This is a genomic window from Agarivorans aestuarii, from assembly GCF_019670125.1.
Classification (GTDB): Bacteria; Pseudomonadota; Gammaproteobacteria; order Enterobacterales; family Celerinatantimonadaceae; genus Agarivorans; species Agarivorans aestuarii.
Genome location: NZ_AP023033.1, coordinates 3,407,256 through 3,423,751, shown reverse-complemented (window position 1 = coordinate 3,423,751; position 16,496 = coordinate 3,407,256). Strand labels below are relative to the sequence as shown.

Below are 16,496 nucleotides of genomic sequence, written 5' to 3'. Positions count from 1 at the left end.
TTAAGCCTTAGCTACGTTTCTCGGTGCGAAGGCCCATAAACAAGCTCACACACATCACCAGTAATATTATGGTGAATGGCAAGGCCGTAGATATAGCGCCAGCCTGCAGCGCTTGAATCGCTTCGGTGCCGCCAACCCACACAAGAGCCGCAGCAATTGCGCCTTCAATGGTTGCCCAAAATACTCGTTGAGGAACCGGAGCATCCACTTTACCGCCCGAAGTAATACTATCGATAACCAGCGAACCTGAGTCCGAAGAGGTCACAAAGAATACCAATACTAAAACAATGGCCAGTAAAGATAGAATGCTGCCCATTGGTAGGGCATCAAACATTTGAAACATCGCTAGGGGGACGTCAGTTAGGCCTTGTTCGCCTAAGGTACCCACTTTATTCACAATTTGATCAATCGCAACGCCACCAAATACTGACATCCAAAGGGTTGTTACTACGGTAGGTACAATAAGTACCGCGATAACAAATTCACGAATAGTACGGCCGCGAGAAATACGCGCAATGAACATGCCTACAAATGGGGACCAAGAAATCCACCATGCCCAGTAGAACACAGTCCAGCCGTGCATCCATGCTGAGTCTTCACGACCTATAGGGTTACTTAGTGGAATAATGTTTTCGATGTAACCCATAACAGTAGTTGGCACAGTGCCCATAGATACCGCAAAAGTCACTAAGGCAACAAATACCAACAATGCTGCAGCAAGCAACATGTTCACATTACTAATGACTTTTACACCACCATCAATACCACGAACAACCGACACTACCGCCAGTAAGGTCACCAAAAAGATGATGCCAATTTGTAGCAATAAACCGTTATCGGCACCAAATATATGGTGGAAGCCACTGGCTGCTTGTTGCGCACCTAAACCTAAAGATGTGGCCAAACCAAATAACGTGGCAAGCACCGCTAGAATATCTACAACGTGTCCTGGCCAGCCCCAAGTGCGGTCACCTAAAATTGGGTAAAACACCGAACGCATAGAAAGCGGTAGGCCTTTGTTAAAGGCAAAAAAAGCCAGTGATAAAGAAACCACACCATAGATAGCCCAAGGGTGCAGACCCCAGTGGAACATGGTGGCACCTAGCGCTAATTTAGCGGCTTCTGGCGTATTGGCGGTAACGTTAAGTGGGGTCTCGTACCAACCGGTGAAGTAAGCAACGGGTTCAGCAACTCCCCAAAACATTAGGCCAATGCCCATGCCTGCAGCAAATAGCATGGCTATCCACGACATCATTGAATAGTCGGTTTTAGCGTTTTCACCGCCGAGGCGAATTTTGCCGAAGGGAGAAACAATCATGGCTAAGCAGAACACCACAAATATGTTGGCTGACCACATAAATAGGCCATCAAATGCGCCGATGATTTGCCACTTTATTCCATCTAGTGCGGCTTTAGATGTTTCTGGGTCAACCAGTAGTATGGCGATCAAGAACACCCCGATTAAAGATGCGCTAATGCCAAAAACTGGGTTATGTACATCAAAGCCCCATTTCTGAACATTATCTTGTCCGACAGTGTAATCTGTATTATCAATACTGTATTTATCTTTGTTGGTAGTCATTTATCCTCAATTAGCACAACGTCCATGCGATTTTGTAAACGTAGTTTACGTTATTTTACGGTAACTTGCCGCTTATTCTAAAGACAATAAGAGCCTCTATTACTCTCTAGATCATAGACAAGAAATTATTGATGGTAGGTTTTAATCATGTATTGCAGAAGACGGTATGGCTATCTTGTTAGAGGAGTTGCCAGTATAGAGGCGATATTCATCGTTTGCCTAAGCTATGAATACATAGGGAAATAGGCTTTGTGAAGGTTTAATGAACTTTAGCCATGATCAAGCTGCCTAGAAAGGCGATAAAATGCTCAACGCTTATTTGTTTTTATTAGCAATTATGTCGCTAAGTGCATGTTCTGGCATATCCAATATTTCTACCAAAATAATAAAGAGGTCTGTGGGTAGGGTGCCTGCATAGACTTTACTGCGAAGATTGCCCTCTTTCATTTCAATGTTTCGTTTGGCCAATTCATCAGACAGATATTTATATTGAACCCCTTTTAGTTGCATCGCAGAACGGATATATCGCTTAATACTGTCTTTATAAGGCTGCAAGGCTTGTCGATTTCTAATACTCTGTTCTGGGTTCATTGCTCTTTGGGCACTCATTACTTTTTTATAACTTGTAACGAATGTTAGTAAACGTTGACACAGGAGTCAAACTTGCTATATTTGTTAGCTATAACTAACACTCAAGGAAACGTTATGTCGTGGAATTCAGCATCACTTGAATTACTTGCTAAGGCTCATCCTGATTGGACAGTAGATAATGACGGTGGCTGTTTGTGTATCACCAATGACGAAGGCATTGATGCCTTTGCATACATTGGCGAGCAACAAATGCTTATTGAAGTTGTGCTATTTGGCTGCGAGGTCGTAACTGATAGCGCCAAACTGAATGCCTTGATTTTACGCACTCATCACTTATTACCTTTATCAGCTATTGGCATTAAGCATATTGGTGATCAAGATTACTACATCGCTTTTGGTGCTTTATCCACTAAGAGCCTAGACGAAGTAGTAATAGAAGAGATAGAAACGCTATATTCAAATGTTAGTGAATTTGTCGAATTGTACAGCGAGTTTACCCAGTAGGAGAGAACAGTATGAGCTTGAAACGAATTTGGAATGCACTTCGAGGTGCAACCAATGAAGGTTTGGAAGCAGTGGCAGATAGCCAATCTATGCGTATCTTAGATCAAGAAATGCGCGATGCTAAATCAGAGCTTGAAGCCTGTGATCGTAACCTTACTACTATTATGGCTAAACGTAAGTTGGCGCAAACTAAGGTAGAAAGCTTAACTTCAGATATCGACACTTACACCAACCATGCGGTTGCGGCCAGTGAGAAAAATGATGAAGCATTAGCTTTAGAATGTGCCGAGCGAGTAGCGAATTTAGAAGTGCAACTAGCCACCGAACAAGAGATTTACAATAGCTATCTAAGCACCGAAACCTCGCTTAAAGCGAATATCGCGACTGCTAAAGCTAGCGTTAAGCGTTTAGGTATTCAAATTGACCAAGTAAAAGCCACTGAGTCTTTGCAAAAAGCCCAAGTTGCCGGTTCTTCGCACCATGTAGGCGCTAACTCTAAAGTGAAAACGGCTTTAGATAGCTTAGAGCGAATTAAAGAAAAACAAGCGCTACGCAGTGCTGAATTATCGGCAGCCGAAGAGTTAGCAGCTGAAGATAGCGGTAGCAGTTTAGACGCAAAATTGAAGCAAGCGGGCATTGAGTCTGGCGGTCAATCTTCAGGTAGTGATAAGCTTAAGCAGATACTGGCCCAAAAACAGGCAAAATAAGTGCTGCTTTATAAAGTGCGCCGAATATTTTCGGCGCTTTTTTTTCGTGCTAATGGCACCGCAATAGCCCTCTCGGTGCTATTTTATGTGCTAATTTCCTACTTCAGTTTAATGCTGGTAGGCGAGCATGACCTCATCAACAGTGAAACCTTTCTTTATTGGATGGTCGTTACCGCTTCTACAGTAGGTTACGGCGATTTTGGCCCGTCAACTCCCTTAGGGCGACTTATTGTTAGCATGTGGGTAATCCCCATTGGCATCAGTATTTTTGCAATAGTGGTGACTAAAGCCGGATTTATCATCAACGACATCTACACCAAAGGAGCGCGAGGCCATCGCATGCTGAAACTATCAAATCATACCGTTATTATTGGTTGGAATGGCAATAGAACACTGCGTTTAATTGAGTTGCTTAAGGCGTCTACCAATGGCTCTTCAGACTCAATTCTATTGTGTGTAGATAGCGAGATAGAAAATCCCTTACCCGGGCAAATAGAGTTTGCTCAGGTTGATTCATATTCTCATGCGGAAACAATGGCGCGGACTAATTTGGCGGAAGCTAGTCGGATTATTATCGATACCGACCAAGATGATGTCACGCTAACCTGTGCATTGTACTGCGCTAAGCTCAACCCCAGTTGCCACAAAACCGCCTATCTGAAAGACCAAACCGTCGCTGAACTATTGCGCAGCCATTGCCCTAAGGTAGAAGTGATTCCCTCGGTAACGGTTGAAATGCTGGCGCGTTCGGCAATGGATCCTGGCTCTGCGCAAGTTCATCAGCAGCTATTGGATACCACCCATGGTATGACCCAATATTCGGTACAGTATTCAGGCTCTGCATCAATTGAGTTTGCCGCGGTATTTCGTCACTTTAAAGAAAATTTACAAGCCACTATTATCGGTTTTAAAGCTGCCGGAGATAGCCAGCTACAGTTAAATCCCAGTTTAGATACTCAGCTGCATCAGGCCGACTCGTTGTATTACATTGCCGAGCGGCGCTTAAGTGACGCTGAGTGTTTTAACTTTAAAAATGGATAAGCATCATGTTTAAGTCTTTGTTCAAAAGAAATAAACCCGAAACAGATAAGTATGCGGGAACACCCAATGTGATGGGGCTTAAGTTAGGCGGAAGCTTTGAGCTAGACGCCTTAGCGCTTAGGTTAGTGATGGCTGATATGGTAGTGAGCAAAGTAGCCGCTACCCAAATTATTCAGTCTGCAGGCATTGTTGATTTAGACGGGACAACTTTGTACCGCTTTTACACCGATGACGAAGGTTTTCTGCAGGTGGTTGCAAATGGCAGCGGTGAAGAAGACGTAGTTGACGTAAAAATGTTTCATTACTACGACACCTTAGACATTGCTAATCAAGCTGAGTGGGAGCAGTTGCTGAATAACAAAATAGGCGCTAGTAGCTATCAGTTGGAAGGGCATACCTATCAACGAGTATGGACGTCTACCACTGAGTACCACAATCCAGTACATATGGAAGAAAAAACCTACCAAGACAACACGGATTTTTCTACTACCGATCAATTCACCATGCTGTTTGAGCGAGAGCTGGACAATGGTGAAATGGAATCGTTATTTTTGTCTGCCGAAGAAGTAGTAAATAACAACGCTTTAGAGCGTTGTTTAGTTATTAGTACCGGCATGACCGTATCACCAACTCAAATTACAATTCACGGATAAAGGACCAGAAAATGGAACAGTCGGATTTACTCATAGCAGTAGCTAACTTTGCGATTTACTTTGCTGCTTCAATCGTTTTCTTAATGCTATTTAAAGTGATTTATGTGCGAGTTACGCCACATGATGAGTGGAAGCTAATTAAAGAAGGTAAAAATACCAGCGCCGCGATAGCCTTTGGTGGTGCAGTACTTGGTTTCGCATTAGCCTTAGCTGGTGCTGCCAGTAACTCAATTTCGTTTGTTGATTTCACCTTATGGGGCACTATTGCTTTAATCGCGCAAATTGCTGCCTTTGTGATTGTGCGTTTTGTATTTATCCCGGGCATTGTGTCACGCATTGAAGCTAACGAAGTTAGCGCAGGTATTATGCTAGCTGCTACCAGTGTGTCGGTAGGTTTATTAAATGCAGCCTGCATGACCTACTAGGAGGCCTTATGAAACGTTCTAAGTTTATTAACTTAGCTGTAATGCGTAAGTTACCCGCGACTAGGCCTTCGTTTATTGTTAAACCTTTGGTAATTGCGGTATCTACCGCGATACTGAGCGCTTGTTCTGAACCTCAAGACGACGCAATTGTGATTGAGTCGGTGGACGATTGCGTTACTAAAACTACATTCAACGAGCAACAGTGTGTTGCTGTCTACCAAAATGCCGAAGCCGAAGCAGCCCGCACTGCGCCTAAATATAATAGCCGCCAAGATTGTGAAGAAGCTTTTGGTTACGAAGGTTGTCGAGCTAACAGTAATGGTATTTTTACACCGATTATGTACGGTTACTTGTTCGGCCGTATGATGGATACCAACCGCCCGTCATCGGTATATAAATATAATCAACGTGGTTCCTCGTATCGTGATTCTATTATCACTGCCGATGGTTCTGTGATTGGTAAAGCCGGACAAAATGGTTACAAGGTTAATCAGTCAGCTTATAAACCTAAGGCAACGGTAAGCAGAACCGTGTCTCGTGGCGGATTTGGTGCAAAAGCCTCGGCTAAGTCATCTTGGGGTGGCTCTAAATCTAGCTGGGGCGGTTAAGCGTGTTACGAGTACCGATAAAAGAACGACTAAACTGGCAGCAGCAAGCCAAAGAATATGGTTTTAACTACCACACCATGTACGGCGACAAGTACTGGGACGAGTCGGCCTATTATCAGTTTTCTCTAGAGCAAATTGAAAACGGCATAGAAGCTCCTACCGAAGAGATACATCAAATGTGTCTTGAAGTAGTGGACAAAGTAGTGCGTGACGAACAGTTAATGCGCCGTTTTTGTATTCCAGAAAAACACTGGGATTTTGTTCGTCAGTCTTGGTTGAACGGCGAGCCTTGTCTGTACTCGCGTTTAGACTTTTGTTACGACGGCAAAGGTGACGCTAAGTTATACGAAAATAATGCTGACACGCCTACATCGGTATACGAAAGTGGTTTTTGGCAATGGTTGTGGCTAAAAGACAACGTTGACCAAGGCGTATTAAGTCCAGCCAGTGATCAGTTTAATAGCCTGCAAGAAAAGCTGGTAAATCGCTTTAGCGATTTACAGTACTTGACCCCAGGTAGGGAGTTGCACTTTGCTTGTTGTAAAGATACCGATGAGGATCGCGGCACCGTGCAATACATGGAGGATTGTGCGATAGCGGCGGGCTTAGATACCAAATTTGTGTTTGTCGAAGATATCGGTATCGACGCCGAGAAACGCTTTACCAACCTAAACGATGAAGTCATCACTTGGATGTTTAAACTCTATCCGTGGGAGTTTATGTTTGATGAAGAGTTTGGTGACAGCTTAGGTAAGCAAAATATACGTTGGTTAGAGCCTGCCTGGAAAAGCATTATTTCTAATAAGGCTTTATTGCCAATGTTGTGGAAAATGTTTCCTAACCATCCTAACTTGCTGCCGTCATTTTTCGAAGACCAACTTTCGCAAGCCAACTTTAGTGCAGGAATTGTTAAGAAGCCTATCTTCTCCCGTGAGGGTGCCAATATTTCAATACTGCGCGGCGAAGAAAAAATAGCCAATACTCATGGCCCTTATGGTGAAGAAGGCTACATATACCAAGCCCTGCATGAGCTACCACGCTATGGCGATAACTTTACCCTAATCGGCAGTTGGCTGGTGGACGACCAAGCAGCAGGCATCTCTATTCGTGAAGATAGTAGTTTGGTAACCCAAGATATGAGCCGCTACCTACCACATATTATTTTGTAGGATATTATTCAGGTTCAAGCAGTAATATAGAAAAGGGAAATCCATTTCCGGTCTCTTGCTACTTGTCTATATTGTTATTAGTGCTGCAGTCTCTGTTTGCTCTAGCGAATTTTTGTCCATTTACATCGATCACATGGAAATCGGGATGTCGCCCAGCATTGATTTCTTGTACTAGCTTAGAGCGAGAGACTACTCCGCGGCCACGAATTGTATAGGATTGGTTTTCACCATTAGTGCCATCTTTGTTACCATTAATGTTCTTAGCCATATTTCATCCTCATTGTATTGTGGTTTAGCCACCACTTGATTATAAAATACTCACTCATGCCAACCTATTGGTTTTGTGTTTTTAATCGTCCTTAGCTATTGAATGTTTTGTTTCATTTGCTTCAAGCCTGCTACAATACTTGCCTTATTTGATTCAGTGCGCTGTTGTTTGGCAGCTATTGAACACCACTTTTTTACTTTCTGAAGGAAGGGCGAATGCGTTTAGTATCGTGGAACGTAAATGGCATTAGAGCTGTGATGAAAAAAGACTTCATGGCGTCGTTGGAATCAATGCAAACTGATATCTTGTGTCTACAAGAAACCAAAGCACAAGACGATCAGGTGGTAGAGGCCTTAAATGAACTTGAGGGCTACCATATTTACAGCAACTCTGCGGTAAAAAAAGGCTACTCAGGCACTGCCATTTTAAGCAAGCAACAGCCAATAAATGTTGAATATGACATGGGCATTGAAGAGCACGACCAAGAAGGTCGGGTGATTGCTGCAGAATACGAGCAATTCATCTTGGTAACGGTATATACCCCTAACTCAGGCAGTGAACTAAAACGCCTAGAATACCGTCAACAGTGGGACGCCGACTTCTTAGCGTATCTAAAAGCTTTAGAAGAGCGTAAACCGGTATTAGTTTGTGGTGATTTAAACGTTGCTCACAAAGACATCGACTTAGCCCGTCCAAAACCTAACTACAACAAAAGCGCTGGCTATATGCAGGCAGAAATTGACGGCATTGATAATTTAACCGCTGCTGGTTTTGTTGATACCTTCCGCTTAAAGAAACAGGATGAGGTTAAATACAGCTGGTGGAGTTACCGAGCTGGCGCACGTGGCCGAAACATTGGCTGGAGAATTGATTACTTCTTGGTGAGTGAAGTCTTTGCTGCTCAAGTTAGTGATGCTGACATTTTGAATGATGTTATGGGCTCTGATCATTGCCCTGTGCAAGTGGATGTCGCGGTTTAATTTCCCCCCCCCGAACTAAATAAAAACGCTGCTTATTATAAGCAGCGTTTTTGTTTTTACTTGACGCTTTAGTTGAGCAAGCTTGTTTCTAATTTAGCAAAATACTCGCGAGCGTCTTTCATATCACGGTAGCGAGGGTAGCCGTCTTCATCCTCCCAATTGCATGAGCGCTTTACGTATTCTAACCACATTAAAGTTTGTTGCTGTTGGTCTTTGATATAGCTAAGCACGGGCTGTTCAAGTCGCTCTGGCGCTGGATAGTATTGCTTTATCAGTTGATGAACAGCTTGTTCTCTGCGCAGCTGTTTAACCGAATTCAGATTACAGTACTTAAGTGCGTTTGGGCCAGAATCAGCTAACAGCTGTTTACCTTCGAGTTCATCGCTAACAACTACACTGCTTAGCTTAACAGTTTCTAGATCTAACATCTTAGTTGAGGCTTGCGCTAACACTGTATAACTAAATGTTTCGGTTTGTACTGTTACTGGGTAGTAATTTAATGAGTGCCCTGGCATCAATAAACTGGCTTCCACCGTACTGCTTGCCTCCAGTAGAAATTCACCTTGCTGATTGGATTGTGTCGCCGCTTCCGGTGAAGAAGGGTGGTAAGCAGTAATACCACTTAAAGGGCTAAAGTTAGTGCTCTCACCTGGGGTAAATAACACTACCTTCCCTTGCACTTGTGGTGTGAGGTAAACGGTTTGAATGGTAGGTACACATGCTAACAATAATGAGCTCAAAGCCATTGTTGCAATAAGGCGGATTTTGCCAGCAATCATTGCCATTACTTGTTCTCCAATTTTATTGTTAGCTAAGTTTTATATACTGATAGTCACCGCCAAACTTACGTTTGTAACTCAAAACTAGGCGAGTGTTACTGTTTTAGCCGAAGCCTTCGGGCAGCGTTTGTGGCTTATTTCTAAGGCGTTTTCAGCTTCTCATTTAGGCTTGCTACACATTAAAGCTTTTGCCTTGTATATATAAGCCGCAAAAATCAGCTCGAAAGGTCAACAGCCCCTAGTAAATGCGTTAAGCTAATCGTTCGCTTAACAGTAGCAGCTTTAGCCATGAAGAAGCCAATCCCCGAAGCCAAAAACTACGACATTGTTCCGCCCGATATGAATTACCTTTATTTTGAAGGCGCTAATCAATATCCGTTTCAGCCCAACAATACCGAGTTCTCAGAGGTAAATGCTTGGTGGTTGGCCGAATGTTCACTGCTTGCTTATTGTCACCCTGGTTTTGCTCGTATGGCTTTTAAACTAGCTGGTTTTGAGCAGTTTACTTTTTTTGAGGGCACCGGCACCGAATGCATGGCAGCCGGTAATCAAGAAGCCTTAATTATTGCCTTTCGCGGCACAGAGCTTAAATCTTTGTCTGCCTTATACGAGTTAAAAACAGATTTAGACAGCATGCCTGTAGCTTTTGCAGAAGGTGGAAAAGTACATCAAGGCTTTGCCAAAGCGCTCGACGAAGTTTGGAGTGGCGAGCAAGGCTTACAGCAGTTTATTGAGCAGCAGATAGTAGACTTCCCAGACCGCCCCATTTGGCTTACCGGCCATAGCTTGGGTGGTGCTTTAGCAAGCTTATGTTTTGCTAAAGTGCCACAAGCAATGGGTTTATATATTTATGGTTCTCCCAGAGTCGGTAATCAACAATTTATCGAGCAGATTAATCACCGGCCTATTTGGCGAGTAGAACACGCTAAAGATCCTATCCCGATGTTACCGCCTAATTTGCCCGCGATAAGCTTTGGTTTTGAGGATGTTGGCGAGCTGGTTTACATTCACAGCAATCAGCAAATAGATTACCAACGACCGGAAAAGAGCCCTACCGAGTACAAAGCGCTTATTGTTAATACTTTTAAAGCTCAAGAACAACGGCGTAAGAGCTTGAGTGTTGATCTTACCGAGATAAACCAGCACTTACTTGAGTCATTCAAAGAATGGCGAGATAACCTTAAACAGTGGCAAGCCGACAGTAAAATTAGTTTTACCGATCACATGCCCATCTATTACTGCGTAAAGCTTTGGAATAACTTACCAGAGTAAAATCACGTTGGTGCTAGTGGTTGGGGTAAATAAGGGCGCTTAGTTACCACTGGCTGCTCACCCGCATAACCAAGCCTAATCGCCAGCCTATGTGTGTGCTCGTTTAAGCAATATTGATCTTCAACAAGCTAGAGCCTCATTTACACTAGAGTGGCCACCTAAGGCATTAAATCCAACTACTATTAAAGTATCAATAACCTTTTGGTTAGAGAACTAAATGCTAAGGAGGAATCTAATGAGCACTCAAATTAGCAGCTTCATGGAAACCAATGTAATCGGAGTTGCGCTGGACGATTCGGTTGAAAAAGTATGCCAAGTATTAGATGACAACAAGCTTTGTTGTGTTCCAGTATTTAGCCCTGACGGGGCCATTTTTGGTGTAATTAGTGCAAGTGATTTAGTGCACTTTAGTACGCAGCGAGCTAATCCAAAGTTGGAACATGCTTGGGAATTGTGTACACATCGGGTGATAGAGGTTGCGCCTGATATTAGTATTCAGCAAGCCGCAGAAATTATGAGTTATGAAAAAATCCATCACCTTATTGTTACCGAAGGTTCGGCCTGTGTTGGCATTATCTCTGCCTCTGATGTATTAAGTGCTTTCTTAAAAACAGAGTCTATCTAGTTACTCTAGTTATGATTGAGAGAGTTCCTATCCTTGTTGTTGCCTGTATAGCTATGGGTAAACACTGCAATTAGTTTCATACATTTCAAGCTGCTCATAAAAATTTTGACTATTATAGAGTTGTTAGTGATTTCTTTATCACTAAGGCTTGTGGATGGTTTAATTTCAAATCTCTTATGGATGTTGCTTTAGTTAGCAATGGTAGTTAGTCACTAAGGAAGCGACTGTATGAAAAAATTAAGAATAGAAACTTATCAGCTAGATACCGGAAGCCTTTCTGACTCGGTCAATTTGCCCATATATATCGCAAAAACTTTGTTTAAATGCTTACCGCCTAAATTGGCTGCTTATTTCTCCGATGACGCCGATAGCTTGGCAACCCTCAAAGCGTCGCTGCTAAATCGTGATAGTTCTGGGGTGATCCTCGAAATAGAAGATATTGAAGACAATGAGCGAGTGGTGTTTAAAGTGATTTAATTTAATGCTGACCTTAAGATTTAGTATGCAGCGATTAAGGCCTAGTGACTTAAGTCGTTAGTGTTGAACTTGGCGCTCCACCCAAGTCGCAATTTGGTCAAGCGAGTTGTCGGCAAACATGCTTTTGCCAAAAAACTCAATCATTAAGATATGCGCGATTCCAGGGCTTTGAGTATTCCAAAACCAGGATTGCAATAGCCCATGACTGGCTCCAGAAAACGGCTTAATACTTAGCAGCTCCGGGTCGTTATGGGCGAAGGCTTGGCGATAATGGTAAATGCTATCGTTGATATCTACATTAAGATCGTCTTGTCCAAAAGCTGCGAGAATAGGAATGTCTATTTGGCTTAACTCTGAGCTTGCGTCATTCATCCAGTTTTTTGCGATAAAACCGTAACGAGCTTCATCAGTAAACAAGCCCTCATTAAAGTTGGGATCGTTTGTGAGCATATCTTGGTGTGCGTTTTGGTAAGCTGCGAAAGACAAGTTTTGTTTTACTGCTTGAGTGAGCAAGGAATCAGGTAGCGTTTTATAGAATTCTGGATTACTGCCAGTACCATTACTGATGCTGCGGTGGTATTGGCCTTGGCGCAACCAGTTAATCGCAGTACCTACAAACACAGCGAAATCAACTTGTTGCTGTTGATTGCTTATTTTAGGCAGTACCCAGCCAGCTTGACTAAAGCCCATTAAACCGATGTGTTGCTGGTCGATAACGGCATTTTGCGTGCGTAGGTAGCTTATTGCATTTCTTACAATCTCCGCTCGCTCTTCCATAGAATACTCTAACCAGTTTCCACTTGAACCGCCAACACCGGGTTTATCCCAACTTAAAGTAGCAATGCCTCGTTTGGCAAACTCGGTCCATATCGGTTTGTAATAGCCATAGGCATCATAAGGCATCGCACCGTCGCCGTGTATTAGCACAACAACTGGGTAAGGGCCTGGAAGATTGGTGGGAGTAATTAGTGAGCCACTTATCTTAAGCTCACCGGAGGGGAAACTAATTTTCTTTTCATTAACTCGAGGTGAATCATCCAAGCAGGAAAACACCACTCCAACGAAGAGGAGTAACAAACCATAGCGATAAATCGTTGATCTGCTCATGCTTTAATGTCCCTTGTTAAGCGCTTAGCTGCCTACATTAAGTTAGTGAAACTTATTATGAAACTAATACGCTAAATCTTTTGTATAGAACTGTCGTCTTCTTGTTTAATCCGTGGCGGATATGTCAGCGTTTGTAGCGAAATATGGCTAGTGAGACTTGCTTAGCGAGATATGTTGATAGAATAAAAAAACGCTGCAAAAGCAGCGTCTTTGAAGCGTTAAGAGGCTAGAGTTATTTAACTCTACACAAAAAGCCTTTCAGGTAGTGACCTTCTGGATAGGGGCCGCCAACTGGGTGATCTTCGGCTTGCTCTAGGGTTTTAAGAAACTGCATCTCTCGTTTGGCATCAATGGCTGCATCGGCCACGATTTTTTGAAACAAACTCGTTGGCATAAGGCCAGAACAGGAGTAAGTCAGCAATATTCCACCAGGACGTAACATCTGCATCGCTAGCATGTTGATATCTTTATAACCTCGGCTAGCGCGGTTTAAACTGGCTTTACTATCAACAAATTTTGGTGGGTCTAGCACTATCATGTCGAACTGCTCATCACAGTCGCGGTAGGCGCGCAGCTGCTTAAATACATCGGCATTTAGCTGGGTTATTTTGCTAGTGTCTAAGTCGTTTAATTCAACGTTTTTGGCGGCTATCTCTAACGCGGCGTCAGAGACATCTACGTTGACTACCTTTTTAGCGCCGCCAGCCAAGGCATAGGTGCCAAAGCCGCCGGTGTAACAAAAACAGTTAAGTATTTTTTTGCCCTTGGCGAGCTGGCCAACCAGTTTGCGGTTATTACGTTGATCAAGGTAGTAACCGGTTTTATGGCCGGTTTCCACGTTAATGAGTAGGCGCAAACCGTTTTCATTTATTTCCATTGGTTGAGCGGGTAGCTCACCATGAATCAACCCTTGTTGAGGAGCTAAACCTTCTTTTTTGCGAACATCTACGTCTGAGCGTTCGTAGATAACATCATCTGGGAAGCAGTGTTTTAGCGCTTCAATAAGGTTAGTACGCTGAAACTCTGCTCCAGCACTTAGCAGCTGCAATACCAATACATTTGCATAGCGATCAATGGTGATGCCTGGTAGGCCATCGTTTTCACCAGCAACTAAACGATAAGCATTGGTATCGGCAAACTCACCGAGAATTTGTCGAGCCGCTTGAGCATCTTCTAAGCGGTCAATAAAAAACTGCTTATCAATATCTTGCAGCTGATCAAAGCTCCAAACTCGCGCTCTAATTTGCGATTCTGGCGAGTAGGCAGCAGTAGCCAAGTATTTCCCTTCGGCGCTGTAAACTTCTACGGTTTCGCCAGAAAGTGGCTTGCCCGATACTTTGTGAATGCCGTTTGAAAAAATCCAAGGGTGACGACGTAACAAAGCTTTGTCGCGCTTGGCCTTAAGGGTGATGATGCCGCTCATGTTCTGCTTCCTAATGATTAATGCCGCGCATTATAAGCGCCATGCTTAGCAAAACCCAAGTATAGTCTGGCTTTATTACTCGTTGGCAGGTTTACTCGGTTTATTAGGCGATGAAAAAGCCAAGCAGAAGCTTGGCTATTTAGTGAGTGAATTTTGTCTGGTGGTCTAGGGGCTGTTTATCTTTCACGAACAAAATTAACCGCGAAAGATAAACAGTCCCTAGAGTTTACTCATGGCTTTGCTATTCATCTCTTTTTCTAAGCCCTTATTTAAGGCCGAGCGTTGGCTAGTGCGCTTGCGATAGGCCATGAGTTTTGTGGGAAGTTGCTGCTGAAACGCCATTGCCCAGTTTAAGGTGTGGCACAGCAGTATATCGGCAACTGTAAATTGCTCGCCCAACAAATAACCTTGTTCTGGCACCCATTGTTCGGCAATGGCAGCCGCTTTGTTAAATTCCCAAGTAGCGGTTTCTAGCATTTCTGGCACGCGTAGCTCTTCAGGTAAAGCAAAACGGTGTTTGCCCATACTCCAAAGTGCTTGTTCTAATTCACAAATGGTAAAGCTTACCCAGCGGTGGTGCAGGGCAGCTTGGTCGCTACCTGGGGTGGGCAAAAATTGCGGGCCGTATTTTTCAGCTAAATAAAGGCAAATAGCGGCAGATTCATTAAAGACTAGCTCGCCATCTTTTAATGCAGGCACTTTACCGCAGGGATTAATGCTTAAGTATTCATCGCTGTGGTGTTCACCAGCTTGAAGGTTAAGGTAGTGATAATTCCATTCAAGTTGTAACTCTTCCAGCATCCACGATACGCGCAAAGAGCGAGTGCGTGGCGAGCCATACAAAGTAATCATTCAAACTGTTCCTATTCAGCATTAGCAAGCATTGTATAATACCAATCGTACTAAATAACTGTTCATACTATCTGGTTAAAATACTCGATAACTGCGTTAGAATTTTTGATTGTAGAATAACTACTTATCTAAAAATCCTGCCTTATTCTCGAGTATTTTTCCTGCGTTTTTTCTGAGCACTTACTTAGTGTGATTGGTATAAAGTAGTTGTTTGAACGCGACTACGCGAGCTTTTGTTGTTGGCAATTTGTCAGCGTTTTGAAGGGCTGCTGTGAAACTAAAGAGCTAATTCAAGCTTGGTTTCATAGTAATTTGGAATCGGTTCCGTTTTGCTTGTTTAAAGCTTGAGCATCTAAGCTTTGGCGACCATGCTGGTGTTATGGCGGGTTAGCAATATTGGAAACGATGGCAACGATTAAAGATGTGGCTAAGTTGGCGCAAGTAGGTGTGGGAACCGTATCTCGCTGCTTAGCTGGCAAGGGCGGAGTGTCTGCCAAGGCTGAGCTAAAAGTAAGCGAAGCCATGCAGCAGCTTAACTATCGGCCGAACAGTCTTGCTCGGGCTTTATCTACTCAGCGCTCCAACATTATTGGTGTTTGGTTACCCTCATTGTCCGGCCCTTTTTATCAGCACATATTACAAGCCATAGAGTTTGAGCTGCGCTTGCACGACAAACACCTAATTATTGCCAATGCTGAAGAAGCAAACAGTAATGAAGAATATCTGCAGCACTTAGACTATTTAATTAATCGTGATTGCGATGGGGTGCTGATGGTGTGCCCAGAAATCGCCATTTCAGATCTGCTGATTGCTCAAGCTAATTATCCGCCGCTGGTATTTATTAACCACTCCACCGATTTATTGTCGAAGCAGTCTTTTAGTGTTGATCATTATGCAGGTGGTTGTTTGGCAGCAAACAGCTTGTTGGCGCTAGGCCATAACAATATCGCCTGTATTAGCGGTCGTTTAAGTGCCCAAGATGCGCAGCAGCGCCAGCAAGGTTTTGTGGATGAACTAGCCCGCCAAGGCCGGCCGATTAACCCGGAATTGTGTATTGAAGGAAGCTTTGATTTTGCCACTAGCCAGTTTGCAGTACAGCAGCTACTGGATAAACAGTTGCCTTTTGATGCACTGTTTTGTGGTAGCGACAAAGTTGCCTTAGTGGCTTTATCAATTTTGCAGGGGGCTGGCATAAAGGTGCCGCAGCAGGTTTCGGTATTGGGCTACGATGATGTTGATTTTGCCGCAGTTGCCTCACCACCTCTTAGCACGATTGCCATTCCTATCAAGCAAATGGCGACAGCCGCTAGCAGGCAAGTACTCAATTTAGCTTACGACTTAACACTCTCTATTCCCAGCGTGTCTGAGCCGCGTTTTATTGCGCGAGCGAGCACTCAAGCATCCCCGCATCTTAAGATTAAAGAAGGCTAAGC

General features: G+C 43.6%; 19 protein-coding genes. 12 read left to right on the top strand and 7 right to left on the bottom strand.

Going from position 1 to position 16,496, the window contains the following annotated elements:
• Positions 1-7 precede the first annotated feature (7 nt).
• Complete coding sequence (locus K5609_RS15945; protein ID WP_221074516.1) at positions 8-1,582, bottom strand: BCCT family transporter; 1,575 nt, start codon at positions 1,580-1,582, stop codon at positions 8-10.
• 315 nt (positions 1,583-1,897) lie between these two features.
• Entirely contained in the window at positions 1,898-2,191 is a 294-nt protein-coding gene (locus K5609_RS15940) for a DUF6471 domain-containing protein (RefSeq protein ID WP_221074515.1), read from the bottom strand.
• A 96-nt stretch (positions 2,192-2,287) separates the two neighbouring features.
• On the opposite strand from K5609_RS15940, the gene K5609_RS15935 reads away from it, so the two are divergent.
• From K5609_RS15935 to K5609_RS15905, 7 genes are read left to right on the top strand one after another with little or no spacing between them, the layout of a single operon-like run.
• Positions 2,288-2,677 (top strand): DUF2170 family protein, encoded by a 390-nt coding sequence (locus tag K5609_RS15935; RefSeq protein ID WP_163130575.1) that lies wholly within the window; start codon positions 2,288-2,290, stop codon positions 2,675-2,677.
• An 11-nt stretch (positions 2,678-2,688) separates the two neighbouring features.
• A complete protein-coding gene (locus K5609_RS15930; RefSeq protein ID WP_221074514.1) occupies positions 2,689-3,384 on the top strand; it encodes a PspA/IM30 family protein in 696 nt (231 codons plus the stop codon).
• Complete coding sequence (locus tag K5609_RS15925; RefSeq protein ID WP_221074513.1) at positions 3,385-4,425, top strand: potassium channel family protein; 1,041 nt, start codon at positions 3,385-3,387, stop codon at positions 4,423-4,425.
• Positions 4,426-4,430: 5 nt separating this feature from the next.
• Positions 4,431-5,078: a YjfK family protein gene (locus K5609_RS15920; RefSeq protein ID WP_221074512.1), complete on the top strand. Its 648-nt coding sequence runs from the start codon at positions 4,431-4,433 to the stop codon at positions 5,076-5,078.
• A gap of 11 nt (positions 5,079-5,089) precedes the next feature.
• On the top strand, positions 5,090-5,503 hold the full coding sequence (locus K5609_RS15915) for a DUF350 domain-containing protein (protein WP_221074511.1): 414 nt from the start codon (positions 5,090-5,092) through the stop codon (positions 5,501-5,503).
• 8 nt (positions 5,504-5,511) lie between these two features.
• Complete coding sequence (locus tag K5609_RS15910) at positions 5,512-6,111, top strand: DUF1190 domain-containing protein (protein WP_163130604.1); 600 nt, start codon at positions 5,512-5,514, stop codon at positions 6,109-6,111.
• Positions 6,112-6,113: 2 nt separating this feature from the next.
• Positions 6,114-7,280, top strand: coding sequence for a glutathionylspermidine synthase family protein (locus K5609_RS15905; protein ID WP_221074510.1), 1,167 nt, complete (start codon positions 6,114-6,116; stop codon positions 7,278-7,280).
• 58 nt (positions 7,281-7,338) lie between these two features.
• Here K5609_RS15905 and K5609_RS15900 read toward each other — a convergent pair whose 3' ends face one another.
• Positions 7,339-7,548 carry a DUF3892 domain-containing protein gene (locus tag K5609_RS15900; RefSeq protein WP_221074509.1) on the bottom strand — a complete coding sequence of 70 codons (210 nt, stop codon included), beginning with the start codon at positions 7,546-7,548 and terminating at the stop codon, positions 7,339-7,341.
• A gap of 215 nt (positions 7,549-7,763) precedes the next feature.
• On the opposite strand from K5609_RS15900, the gene K5609_RS15895 reads away from it, so the two are divergent.
• Positions 7,764-8,528 (top strand): exodeoxyribonuclease III, encoded by a 765-nt coding sequence (locus tag K5609_RS15895; RefSeq protein WP_221074508.1) that lies wholly within the window; start codon positions 7,764-7,766, stop codon positions 8,526-8,528.
• Positions 8,529-8,596: 68 nt separating this feature from the next.
• Here K5609_RS15895 and K5609_RS15890 read toward each other — a convergent pair whose 3' ends face one another.
• Entirely contained in the window at positions 8,597-9,313 is a 717-nt protein-coding gene (locus tag K5609_RS15890) for a hypothetical protein (RefSeq protein ID WP_221074507.1), read from the bottom strand.
• A gap of 282 nt (positions 9,314-9,595) precedes the next feature.
• On the opposite strand from K5609_RS15890, the gene K5609_RS15885 reads away from it, so the two are divergent.
• From K5609_RS15885 to K5609_RS15875, 3 genes are all read left to right on the top strand, one after another.
• A complete protein-coding gene (locus K5609_RS15885) occupies positions 9,596-10,579 on the top strand; it encodes a lipase family protein (protein WP_221074506.1) in 984 nt (327 codons plus the stop codon).
• Positions 10,580-10,814: 235 nt separating this feature from the next.
• On the top strand, positions 10,815-11,204 hold the full coding sequence (locus tag K5609_RS15880) for a CBS domain-containing protein (protein ID WP_221074505.1): 390 nt from the start codon (positions 10,815-10,817) through the stop codon (positions 11,202-11,204).
• Positions 11,205-11,432: 228 nt separating this feature from the next.
• Entirely contained in the window at positions 11,433-11,681 is a 249-nt protein-coding gene (locus K5609_RS15875) for a hypothetical protein (protein WP_221074504.1), read from the top strand.
• Between the two features lie 57 nt (positions 11,682-11,738).
• Here K5609_RS15875 and K5609_RS15870 read toward each other — a convergent pair whose 3' ends face one another.
• The 3 genes from K5609_RS15870 to K5609_RS15860 all read right to left on the bottom strand — a co-directional run bounded on the left by K5609_RS15870 (position 11,739) and on the right by K5609_RS15860 (position 15,063).
• Positions 11,739-12,788, bottom strand: a complete 1,050-nt coding sequence (locus K5609_RS15870) for an alpha/beta hydrolase family protein (protein WP_221074503.1) — start codon at positions 12,786-12,788, stop codon at positions 11,739-11,741.
• A 232-nt stretch (positions 12,789-13,020) separates the two neighbouring features.
• Entirely contained in the window at positions 13,021-14,211 is a 1,191-nt protein-coding gene (locus tag K5609_RS15865) for a class I SAM-dependent methyltransferase (protein WP_221074502.1), read from the bottom strand.
• Positions 14,212-14,430: 219 nt separating this feature from the next.
• Complete coding sequence (locus K5609_RS15860) at positions 14,431-15,063, bottom strand: glutathione S-transferase family protein (RefSeq protein ID WP_221074501.1); 633 nt, start codon at positions 15,061-15,063, stop codon at positions 14,431-14,433.
• A 405-nt stretch (positions 15,064-15,468) separates the two neighbouring features.
• Here K5609_RS15860 and K5609_RS15855 point away from each other — a divergent pair, with 405 nt between their 5' ends.
• The gene (locus K5609_RS15855; protein WP_221074500.1) at positions 15,469-16,494 is read left to right on the top strand and encodes a LacI family DNA-binding transcriptional regulator; all 1,026 of its coding nucleotides are present in this window, start codon (positions 15,469-15,471) and stop codon (positions 16,492-16,494) included.
• Positions 16,495-16,496: the final 2 nt, after the last annotated feature.

What these genes read in the sequence shown, in the direction of transcription:
- K5609_RS15875 (WP_221074504.1), top strand. Translation starts at nt 11,433, where the DNA reads ATGAAAAAATTAAGAATAGAAACTTATCAGCTAGATACCGGAAGCCTT.
- K5609_RS15855 (WP_221074500.1), top strand. Translation starts at nt 15,469, where the DNA reads ATGGCAACGATTAAAGATGTGGCTAAGTTGGCGCAAGTAGGTGTGGGA.
- K5609_RS15890 (WP_221074507.1), bottom strand. Translation starts at nt 9,313, where the DNA reads ATGGCAATGATTGCTGGCAAAATCCGCCTTATTGCAACAATGGCTTTG.
- K5609_RS15940 (WP_221074515.1), bottom strand. Translation starts at nt 2,191, where the DNA reads ATGAGTGCCCAAAGAGCAATGAACCCAGAACAGAGTATTAGAAATCGA.
- K5609_RS15935 (WP_163130575.1), top strand. Translation starts at nt 2,288, where the DNA reads ATGTCGTGGAATTCAGCATCACTTGAATTACTTGCTAAGGCTCATCCT.
- K5609_RS15915 (WP_221074511.1), top strand. Translation starts at nt 5,090, where the DNA reads ATGGAACAGTCGGATTTACTCATAGCAGTAGCTAACTTTGCGATTTAC.
- K5609_RS15910 (WP_163130604.1), top strand. Translation starts at nt 5,512, where the DNA reads ATGAAACGTTCTAAGTTTATTAACTTAGCTGTAATGCGTAAGTTACCC.
- K5609_RS15885 (WP_221074506.1), top strand. Translation starts at nt 9,596, where the DNA reads ATGAAGAAGCCAATCCCCGAAGCCAAAAACTACGACATTGTTCCGCCC.
- K5609_RS15865 (WP_221074502.1), bottom strand. Translation starts at nt 14,211, where the DNA reads ATGAGCGGCATCATCACCCTTAAGGCCAAGCGCGACAAAGCTTTGTTA.
- K5609_RS15880 (WP_221074505.1), top strand. Translation starts at nt 10,815, where the DNA reads ATGAGCACTCAAATTAGCAGCTTCATGGAAACCAATGTAATCGGAGTT.
- K5609_RS15870 (WP_221074503.1), bottom strand. Translation starts at nt 12,788, where the DNA reads ATGAGCAGATCAACGATTTATCGCTATGGTTTGTTACTCCTCTTCGTT.
- K5609_RS15900 (WP_221074509.1), bottom strand. Translation starts at nt 7,548, where the DNA reads ATGGCTAAGAACATTAATGGTAACAAAGATGGCACTAATGGTGAAAAC.
- K5609_RS15860 (WP_221074501.1), bottom strand. Translation starts at nt 15,063, where the DNA reads ATGATTACTTTGTATGGCTCGCCACGCACTCGCTCTTTGCGCGTATCG.
- K5609_RS15920 (WP_221074512.1), top strand. Translation starts at nt 4,431, where the DNA reads ATGTTTAAGTCTTTGTTCAAAAGAAATAAACCCGAAACAGATAAGTAT.
- K5609_RS15945 (WP_221074516.1), bottom strand. Translation starts at nt 1,582, where the DNA reads ATGACTACCAACAAAGATAAATACAGTATTGATAATACAGATTACACT.
- K5609_RS15895 (WP_221074508.1), top strand. Translation starts at nt 7,764, where the DNA reads ATGCGTTTAGTATCGTGGAACGTAAATGGCATTAGAGCTGTGATGAAA.
- K5609_RS15930 (WP_221074514.1), top strand. Translation starts at nt 2,689, where the DNA reads ATGAGCTTGAAACGAATTTGGAATGCACTTCGAGGTGCAACCAATGAA.